An 8,208-nucleotide genomic window follows, 5' to 3' on the forward strand; every position below is an offset into this window, starting at 1 on the left:
GCCGGCATGTCGATTCTCTCACTTTCCGAAGATGCGCCCGTCAAGGTCCGCCTGCGCAATCTGACCAAGTCGTTTCAATCGGGCGGCGGCGTCGTGAACGCGCTCGACAACATGTCGCTCGATATTCCGACCGGCTGCTTCTTCATGATCGTGGGCCCAAGCGGCTGCGGCAAATCCACGTTGCTGCGCATACTCGCGAATCTCGAAGACCCGACGAGCGGCATCGTCGAGATCAGCGCGCCCGACGAGCAACGTCCGGGCAACTCGATGGTCTTCCAGGGCGACTCTCTCTTTCCCTGGATGACCGTGTGGGACAACGCCGCCTACGGTCTCACGTTGCGCGGCGTGCCGAAGGCGCAGATCCGCGAAGTCGTCGGACATTATCTGAGCCGCACGGGTCTCACGCGCTTTGCGAAGGCTTATCCGCATCAACTGTCGGGCGGCATGCGCCAGCGCGTGTCGATCGCGCGCGCGTTCGCGAACGATCCCGACATTCTGCTGATGGACGAACCCTTCTCCGCACTCGACGAACAGAACAAGCTCCTGTTGCAGGAAGAACTGCTGCGCATCTGGGAAGAGACGCGCAAGACGGTGCTCTTCATCACGCACAGCGTCGATGAAGCGGTCACGCTCGGCGATCGCGTGATGATCATGACGGCGCAACCGGGCACGGCGAAACAGATCGTCGATGTGCCTTTCGAACGTCCACGCTCGGTGCTCGAACTGCGTTCGCGCCCGGAGTACGGCGAGTTCGTCTATTCCATCTGGGGGCAACTGCGCGATGAAGTTCAGCGCGCCCGCTCACGCGACCTTGGCGAGATTCACGCATGAAAACCGCGCAAAAACTCACCGCACCTGCGATGCAATACAAGTCCTCTCCTTCCCGGCTCAAGCGCTGGTTCTCGGGCAACAACCGTGACCGCATGATCAGCATTGCATCGCCGATCGCGCTTCTGATCGTCTGGCAGATTCTCGCGGAGACGGGCGTCATCGATGAACGCTTTTTCCCCGCGCCGTCGAAAGTGTTCGGCACGTTCATCGCGCTCGTCAACGATGGTTCGCTCTGGGACAACACATGGGCCACGCTGCAACGCCTCTTCTGGGGCACGCTCGCGGGCGGCATTCCGGCGCTGATGCTCGGCGTCGCGATCGGGCTTTCGCGGCCGCTGCGCGCGGTGTTCGATCCGCTCATCGCGGCGACCTATCCGGTGCCCAAGAGCGCGATCTTTCCGCTGCTGCTCCTGATCTGCGGTCTTGGCGAAGCCTCGAAGATCGTGATGGTCGCAATCGGCGTGTTCTTTCCCGTGCTTATCAATACCGCGACGGGCGTGCTCGAAATCAACAAGATCTATCTCGACGTGGGCCGCAATTTCCGCGCGAGCCGCTGGCAGGTGTTTCGCACGATCGCGCTGCCGGGCGCCGTGCCGCACATCATGAGCGGCATCAAGCTCGGCATCGGCCTCGGTCTCATGCTGATCGCGATTGCGGAAATGATCGGCTCGAAGAGCGGCCTCGGCTACATGATCTGGAACGCGTGGGAACTGCTTTCCGTAGAGCAGATGTATGTGGGCTTGCTCGTGATCGCCGCGCTCGGCTACATCATCTCGGTCGTGCTGACCGAACTCGAGCGCAAGCTGATTCCGTGGAAGTCGTCGCGTTGAGCACGCCATCATTACGTCACGTCATGAATTCGACCGCAACGATTCAAACCGACAGCCACACCGGCCAGAAGCGCATGCTGGCCGATGCGATTCTCATGCTCGAACGCGCCGAAGTGATCGACTTCAACGGGCACGCGAGCTGGCGCGTGCCCGGCCAGGACCGCATGCTGATCAACTCCGGCGCGTCGGTGCGCAGCGCGCTCACGGCGGCGGATATCGTCATCATCGATTTCGACGGCAATCTGATCGAAGGCGATGCCCTCCCGCCGATGGAGTTCCACATTCACTCAGAGATATATCGCAAGCGGCCGGATGTCGGCTCGGTGATTCACGCGCATCCGTTATGGTCGACGCTCTTCAGCATGACGGGCAAGCCGGTCCAGCCCGTCATCATGCAGGCTGCCGTGCTCGGCGAGATTCGACGCTTTCCGAAGACCGCGTCGATCAATCGCAAGGAACTCGGCGAGGAGCTTGCGGATACGCTCGGATCGCATCGTGTGGCGATGCTGAAGTCGCATGGTTCGGTGATCGCGGCGTCGAGCATACTCGAAGCGTTCGTGCTCGCGTTCTATCTGGAGGAGAACGCGCATCGCCAGTATCTCGCGAGCCAGCTCGGCGAACCGGCCATGCTCGATGCCGAACAAATCGCCGTCATTCAACGCAATCTGTGGAAGCCGAATCTGCTGCAGAAGGTCTGGGACTATCATGCGGGCAAGCTCGGCGCCCGCGACTGAGTGTCGTGTCGAATGTATCGTGAACGCATACCGGTCTATGTGGTGACCGGCTTTCTCGGCAGCGGCAAATCCACGCTGCTCGCGCGCTGGCTGAAGGAAGCGCCCTTTAGCGACGCCGCGCTCATCGTCAATGAAATCGGCGAGGTCGGCATCGATCACGCGACGCTCGGATTCTCGGGCGATGCATCGATGCTGCTCGCCGATGCGTGCGTTTGTTGCAGCGGCCTGCCCGCGCTCAACGAAGCGCTGGAGCATCTGTTCTGGGCGCGGCTCCATCGCAGCATCGCGCGCTTCGAGATGGTCGTCATCGAAACGACCGGCCTCGCGGACCCGGGGCCACTCATCGCGTCGCTGAGCCTGAATGCGTTCGTCAGGGAGCGCTATCGGATCGCAGGCACGTTCACGACGCTTGCCGCACCCGATGCGCTCGTTACGCTCGCGCGCTTCACTGAGGCGCGCGCGCAACTCAAAGGCGCGGACGCTGTGATCCTCACCAAGACGGATCTCGCGAGCGACGAAGATCTCGTCCCCGTCCACGCGACATTGCGCGGCGCGCGCATCGCGCATTCGGCGAATGCGAGCTTCGGGTTGCGGGATGCGCTTTCGCTTCTCGCTCAACCGGCGCCAGGCATCGAAAGCACCGTTGCGCCGCCCTTCTCACGTCCGCATTCACACGATGCGATGACGCGTTTCATCGCCATCGACGAAGCACCCGATATCGATGCACTGCACGCGCAGGTTCTTGAGATCAAGGCGAGCCATGGCGAATCGCTGTTGAGGCTGAAGGGAATCGTTCGGCTGAAGAATCGGGACTCGTGCGCCGTCGTGCAATTCACGCGCGGCGATGCGCGCGCGCGGATCACCGAATCTCTTGCGCAAGCGGTGAAGAGCGGTCTGACGCTGATCGTGAACACCAGGACATCACGCTAAGCGCGCACGCCGAACGCACGCGCCACGGCGACGGTTTCATTCGCCGTCGATCTCGATGGTCACCTCGCCATCTTCGACACGCGTCTTATAGGTCTTGAGCGGAATCATGCAGGGCGGCGCGACGACCTCGCCCGTCTTGATGTTGAACGAACCGTTGTGGAAATCGCACTCCACCACTTCGCCGTCGATATAGCCCTCCGACAACGAGCCCGGCCCGTGCGTACAGGTGTCGTTGGTGACGAAGTACTCGCCCCGAATGTTGAACACGGCCAGCGTGAGGCCGTTCTTCTCGACCTTGATGGCCTGACCATCGGCGACGTCGCCGGCTTTGCAAAGACGGGCAAATGCGCAAGCTTGATGCATCGGTTATCTCCTTCTCCGTTTGACATGAGATGGGGCAAATGATAACTTTGTTCCTGTTTGATGAACAGCGTTCCTTTATACGGAACACACCGAAAACAACATCGGAAACAGAATCGCGAAAAGCGACCCGAGCGAAAGGTCCATACGAACACCCGTCGAACGACGAGCGCACACCCTGAGGCAAGCACTATGTTGAGAAAAGAGCAAAACGATCTGGTCACGCAAACCGGCCCCGGCACGCCGATGGGCGAGTTGTTCCGTCGCTTCTGGCTGCCCGCGCTGCTTTCCGAGGAAGTGGCGGAGCCGGGCGGCGAACCGGTGCGCCTGCAACTGCTGTCGGAGCGCATGCTCGCGTTCCGCGATTCGGAAGGCAAGCTTGGTCTCATCGACGAGTTCTGCGCGCATCGCGGTGTTTCGCTCTGGTTCGGCCGCAATGAGGAAGGCGGCATCCGCTGTCCGTATCACGGCTGGAAATACGATGTGAACGGCCAGTGCATCGACGTGCCGTCGGAGCCCGCCGCGAGCGGCTACTGCAACAAGATCAAGCTGAAGTCGTATCCGCTCGTCGAGCAAGGCGGCGTGGTCTGGGTCTACATGGGACCGAAAGACGAACAACCGCCGCTGCCCGCATTCGAATTCTCGACCGTGCCGCAGAGCCAGTCGTTCATGAGCAAACGGCTGCAGGAATGCAACTGGCTACAGGCGCTCGAAGGCGGCGTCGATTCGAGCCACGTGTCGTTCCTGCATAGCGGCAGCCTCAACACGGACCCGCTGTTCAAGGGCTCGCGCGGCAATCAATACAATCTCTCCGATCTGAGCCCGGTGTTCGAAGTGGTGGAATCGGATGGCGGCCTCTTCATTGGCGCGCGCCGCAACGCCGAGGACGACCAGTACTACTGGCGCATCACGCCGTGGGTCATGCCCTGCTTCACGATGGTCCCGCCGCGCGGCGATCATCCGGTTCATGGCCATTTCTGGGTGCCCATCGACGATGAAAACTGCTGGGCCTGGAGCTTCGACTATCACCCGACGCGCGATCTCACCGAAGCCGAAGTGCAGGCGATGAAGGACGGCAAGGGCATTCACGTGCGTTACATCCCGGGCACGTATATTCCGCTGCAGAACAAGACCAATAACTATCTGATGGACCGCGCCGCACAGAAGGCCGGCGTCACGTATAGCGGCGTGGAAGGCATCGCGATGCAGGATGCATCGCTTCAGGAGAGCATGGGGCCGATTCAGGACCGCACGCGCGAGAATCTGGTGTCGACGGACAACGGCATCATCATGGTGCGTCATCGCTTGATGAAGGCAGCGCGGGCGCTCGCGGAGAAAGGCATCGAGCCGCCAGGACGGGATCCGGAATCGCAGAAGGTTCGCTCGGTCGCGATCGTCCTGCATCGCGAAAAGCCCTTCAAGGAAGGCGCGCACGATGCGCTTCATGCAGAAGCGGGCAAGGCCCACACCACTATCTGACGAGGACGCGCGCGGTTGGTGATGCACCACGCGCCATTCACGCATGAACGAAATACACGGATACGGCGAAGGCTCGCGCACATTCAAGGCCGCGGTTGCGGTCGAGCCGTCGCGCACGGAGATTCAGACGTTCGAAAGGCCGGGCATCACCTCATCGACGGGACTCTTGCGCGTCGCGATCACGGGTGTCTGCGGCAGCGACGGTCCTTACTATCGTCAATTGCCGCAAAGCCGGGGCCCCCTGATTCTCGGGCACGAAACAGTCGGGCATATCGAAGAAGCAGGCGAACTCGCGCGCGCACGCTGGGGCCTGAAAGAAGGCGATTACGTCGCGCTCGAGGAGTACGTGCCGTGCGGCCATTGCGAGTACTGTCTGTCGAACGAGTTCCGTCTTTGCGATGCCACCGACTGGCGTCTGAACGGCCTTCGATACGGCGCGACGGGCTTGCGCACGGCACCGGGTTTCTGGGGCGGTTTCAGCCAATACCAGTACTTGCAGTTGAACACCGTGTTCCATCGCGTGCCGTCGAACGTCGCGCCGAAACATGCGGCGCTCGCGCTGCCGCTTGGCAACGGCATCGAATGGGCCTATCTGCAAGGCGGCGCGGGGCCGGGTCAGGCGGTCGTGATTCAGGGACCGGGACAGCAGGGGCTATCGTGCATCGTCGCGGCGCGTGAAGCGGGTGCGGCCAAAATCATCGTGACGGGGCTATCGACGAAAACCGATCGCGAACGTCTCGAACTCGCGAAGCGTCTCGGCGCGGATCACACCATCGAGGTCGATCAGGAAGACGTGCTCGAACGCGTCGCCGATCTGACCGGCGGGGCGATGGCCGATCTCGTCATCGATTGCGCATCGGGCGGCCCGGCCACGGTCACGTCGGCGATCCAGCTCGCACGCAAGCGTGGCACCATCGTGCTCGGTGGCCAGAAGCGCGTGCCGATTCCCGAATTCAATAGCGACATGATCATCGCGCGTTTTCTCACGTTGAAAGGCATGCGCGGACATAGCTATCAGTCGGTCGAGCTCGCGCTGCAACTCATCGCCGCGAATCGTCATGATGTCACGCAGATGAGCACTCACACTTTCGGCCTGAACGACACCGATCTCGCACTGCGCACCTTGCAGGGCAATGGCGTCGAAGGCGCGATTCACATGACGATCGATCCATGGAAGTGACGATGCCAGGCCATCGCGCGCCCTCGGAGGTGCGCTTCAGGGTCCGTTCGACGAATTCCGCGCCCCGCCGCATCAGGGTCATTGCGCTTACGGATGACGATGCGGAGGTGAGAAGATGCACCGAACGCGCGCACACCGATGTCCAGTTCGTGCGTGCAAGCGAGCTGGCCGCATTGCTGCAGACCGAGGGCGCGGACGCGGCGAGCATCCTGCGCAGCGTCGATGCGAACACGTCCGCGCTGGATGCGTGGCTCGGCGCGCCGGACCTGGTCGTGATCGCGGGTCGCGAAGGCGACGATGCGCAAGCGGGCGCGGTTGCGGCAAAGGCCTATCGCAGCCGCGGCGTGACGGTATCGGGCGTGATCGGCCCTTCCGACGACGACAACAAGCGCGCTGGCACCGCCGAACTGTTGCGCCCTCATTGCACGATGCTGATTCTTCCCGTGAGCGCGGGCTATCTGGAAGATCTGCTCGCCGCGCTCGGCGCATGAAAAACGAAATTGTCCGTGCGTGTTCGCGCGGACCTGCAGGAGACGAGGCTTTGAAGCAAGACATCAATCGATGGTGGACCGTCGTCGGCGGCGCGCTGTGCCTTTCTGTCGGCGCGGGCGTGATATCGGCGTTCATGTTCGGCACGTTCATCAAGGCGATCGCCGCTGAAAATGGCTGGAGCCGCGCACAGGTATCGCTCGGCCTCACCATCTTCGAGTTCGCGATGGGACCGGGCACCATTGTGCTCGGATCGCTGATCGACCGCTTCGGCGTGCGCCGTCCGACGATGCTGTTCCTGTTGCTGTTTGCGGCATCGATCGCGCTCGTGGGCGTGATTCCCGTTTCGCTCGCCCTCTTCTGTCTCGTGTTCGCGATGGTCGGCTTCTTTGCGCCGGGCAGCAACGCTTTGCCGTATGCGAAGGTGGTCTGCGCGCGTTTCGATCATCGGCGCGGATTGGCGCTCGGCCTGACGGTCGGCGGCACGGCTATCGGCGCGATGTTGATGCCGCAATACGCCGGCTATCTGCTCCGTCATTTCGGCTGGCGCACGGGTTATCTCGGTGTTGCCGCGCTGATGGCCGTGCTGTCGATTCCCGCGCTGTACTTTCTGGTGAAGATGCCGCCTGGCGTCGATGAATCGATCTCGCGCCGCGCACGCGAAGCGCACGCCGATCTGCCTTCGCTCTGGACGATCTTCCGTCACGACCGCACGTTCCGTTTGCTGGGCATCGCGATCTTCTGCATGTCGGGCGTGCTGCTCGCGTTGTTGTCGCAACTCGTGCCGATGATGACCGATCGCGGTGAAAGCGTGCGCGCGGCCGGGACGATGCTGTCCATCGCGGGGCTTGCGTCCGCTGTCGGACGCCTGTTCGCGGGCTATCTGATGGATCGCGTGCATGCGCCGTATGTCGCCGCGATGTCGTTTGGTTTGACGCTATGCGGCGTGCTCATTCTCGCGGCCGGTGCGACCGGCGATGCGGCGATGATTGCCTCCGCGATGATCGGAGTGAGTATCGGGGCCGAGGCCGACATCATTACGTTTATCGTGAGCCGTTACTTCGATTTGCGACTCTTTGGCCGCGTTTGCGGCGGGATGTGGGCGTGTTGGGGATGGGGCGCGGGGATCATGATTTTCCTTTCCGGGCTTTGTTATGACCTCACGCATTCTTATCATCTGGCTTTGTGGGTGTTTTCCGGGCTTGTTGCATTGTCGGTGGTTTCGATCATAAGGCTCGGGCCTTATGGTTATCCCGAGCAGGGGGATCCTCGCAAAGCTTTGAACACCGCTTCGGGTGTTGGGGCCGAGGGGTCGGTTGAGGTGAATTCGTGATTTGGGGTTTGGGGTTTGGTTTTTTTATTCGCCGGATCCCGT

The 8,208-nt window shown here is 61.8% G+C and carries 9 protein-coding genes; 8 read left to right on the forward strand and 1 reads right to left on the reverse strand.

Annotated elements, in window-relative coordinates:
- Positions 1-6 precede the first annotated feature (6 nt).
- From U4Y90_RS23015 to U4Y90_RS23030, 4 genes are read left to right on the forward strand one after another with little or no spacing between them, the layout of a single operon-like run.
- Entirely contained in the window at positions 7-831 is an 825-nt protein-coding gene (locus tag U4Y90_RS23015) for an ABC transporter ATP-binding protein (protein WP_321797974.1), read from the forward strand.
- Positions 828-1,661: an ABC transporter permease gene (locus U4Y90_RS23020; protein ID WP_321797975.1), complete on the forward strand. Its 834-nt coding sequence runs from the start codon at positions 828-830 to the stop codon at positions 1,659-1,661. Before U4Y90_RS23015 ends, U4Y90_RS23020 begins: the two co-directional genes overlap by 4 nt.
- A 23-nt stretch (positions 1,662-1,684) precedes the next feature.
- Positions 1,685-2,395 (forward strand): class II aldolase/adducin family protein, encoded by a 711-nt coding sequence (locus tag U4Y90_RS23025; RefSeq protein ID WP_321797976.1) that lies wholly within the window; start codon positions 1,685-1,687, stop codon positions 2,393-2,395.
- Between the two features lie 12 nt (positions 2,396-2,407).
- Positions 2,408-3,325 carry a GTP-binding protein gene (locus tag U4Y90_RS23030; protein ID WP_321797977.1) on the forward strand — a complete coding sequence of 306 codons (918 nt, stop codon included), beginning with the start codon at positions 2,408-2,410 and terminating at the stop codon, positions 3,323-3,325.
- A gap of 36 nt (positions 3,326-3,361) precedes the next feature.
- Here U4Y90_RS23030 and U4Y90_RS23035 read toward each other — a convergent pair whose 3' ends face one another.
- A complete protein-coding gene (locus tag U4Y90_RS23035; RefSeq protein WP_321797978.1) occupies positions 3,362-3,688 on the reverse strand; it encodes a non-heme iron oxygenase ferredoxin subunit in 327 nt (108 codons plus the stop codon).
- Between the two features lie 189 nt (positions 3,689-3,877).
- On the opposite strand from U4Y90_RS23035, the gene U4Y90_RS23040 reads away from it, so the two are divergent.
- The 4 genes from U4Y90_RS23040 to U4Y90_RS23055 all read left to right on the forward strand — a co-directional run bounded on the left by U4Y90_RS23040 (position 3,878) and on the right by U4Y90_RS23055 (position 8,166).
- Complete coding sequence (locus tag U4Y90_RS23040; RefSeq protein WP_321797979.1) at positions 3,878-5,164, forward strand: aromatic ring-hydroxylating dioxygenase subunit alpha; 1,287 nt, start codon at positions 3,878-3,880, stop codon at positions 5,162-5,164.
- Positions 5,165-5,207: 43 nt separating this feature from the next.
- Positions 5,208-6,344 (forward strand): zinc-binding dehydrogenase, encoded by a 1,137-nt coding sequence (locus U4Y90_RS23045; protein ID WP_321797980.1) that lies wholly within the window; start codon positions 5,208-5,210, stop codon positions 6,342-6,344.
- 107 nt (positions 6,345-6,451) lie between these two features.
- Positions 6,452-6,835: a hypothetical protein gene (locus U4Y90_RS23050; RefSeq protein ID WP_321797982.1), complete on the forward strand. Its 384-nt coding sequence runs from the start codon at positions 6,452-6,454 to the stop codon at positions 6,833-6,835.
- 50 nt (positions 6,836-6,885) lie between these two features.
- A complete protein-coding gene (locus U4Y90_RS23055) occupies positions 6,886-8,166 on the forward strand; it encodes an MFS transporter (protein ID WP_321797983.1) in 1,281 nt (426 codons plus the stop codon).
- Positions 8,167-8,208: the final 42 nt, after the last annotated feature.

Origin of the sequence: Caballeronia sp. J97, from assembly GCF_905220305.1 — a bacterium.
Lineage (GTDB): Bacteria > Pseudomonadota > Gammaproteobacteria > Burkholderiales > Burkholderiaceae > Caballeronia.

Bases quoted from the DNA above. Each gene is read 5' to 3' on its own strand.
- U4Y90_RS23045 (WP_321797980.1), top strand. From the start codon at position 5,208: ATGAACGAAATACACGGATACGGCGAAGGCTCGCGCACATTCAAGGCC.
- U4Y90_RS23015 (WP_321797974.1), top strand. From the start codon at position 7: ATGTCGATTCTCTCACTTTCCGAAGATGCGCCCGTCAAGGTCCGCCTG.
- U4Y90_RS23040 (WP_321797979.1), top strand. From the start codon at position 3,878: ATGTTGAGAAAAGAGCAAAACGATCTGGTCACGCAAACCGGCCCCGGC.
- U4Y90_RS23025 (WP_321797976.1), top strand. From the start codon at position 1,685: ATGAATTCGACCGCAACGATTCAAACCGACAGCCACACCGGCCAGAAG.
- U4Y90_RS23030 (WP_321797977.1), top strand. From the start codon at position 2,408: ATGTATCGTGAACGCATACCGGTCTATGTGGTGACCGGCTTTCTCGGC.
- U4Y90_RS23020 (WP_321797975.1), top strand. From the start codon at position 828: ATGAAAACCGCGCAAAAACTCACCGCACCTGCGATGCAATACAAGTCC.
- U4Y90_RS23035 (WP_321797978.1), bottom strand. From the start codon at position 3,688: ATGCATCAAGCTTGCGCATTTGCCCGTCTTTGCAAAGCCGGCGACGTC.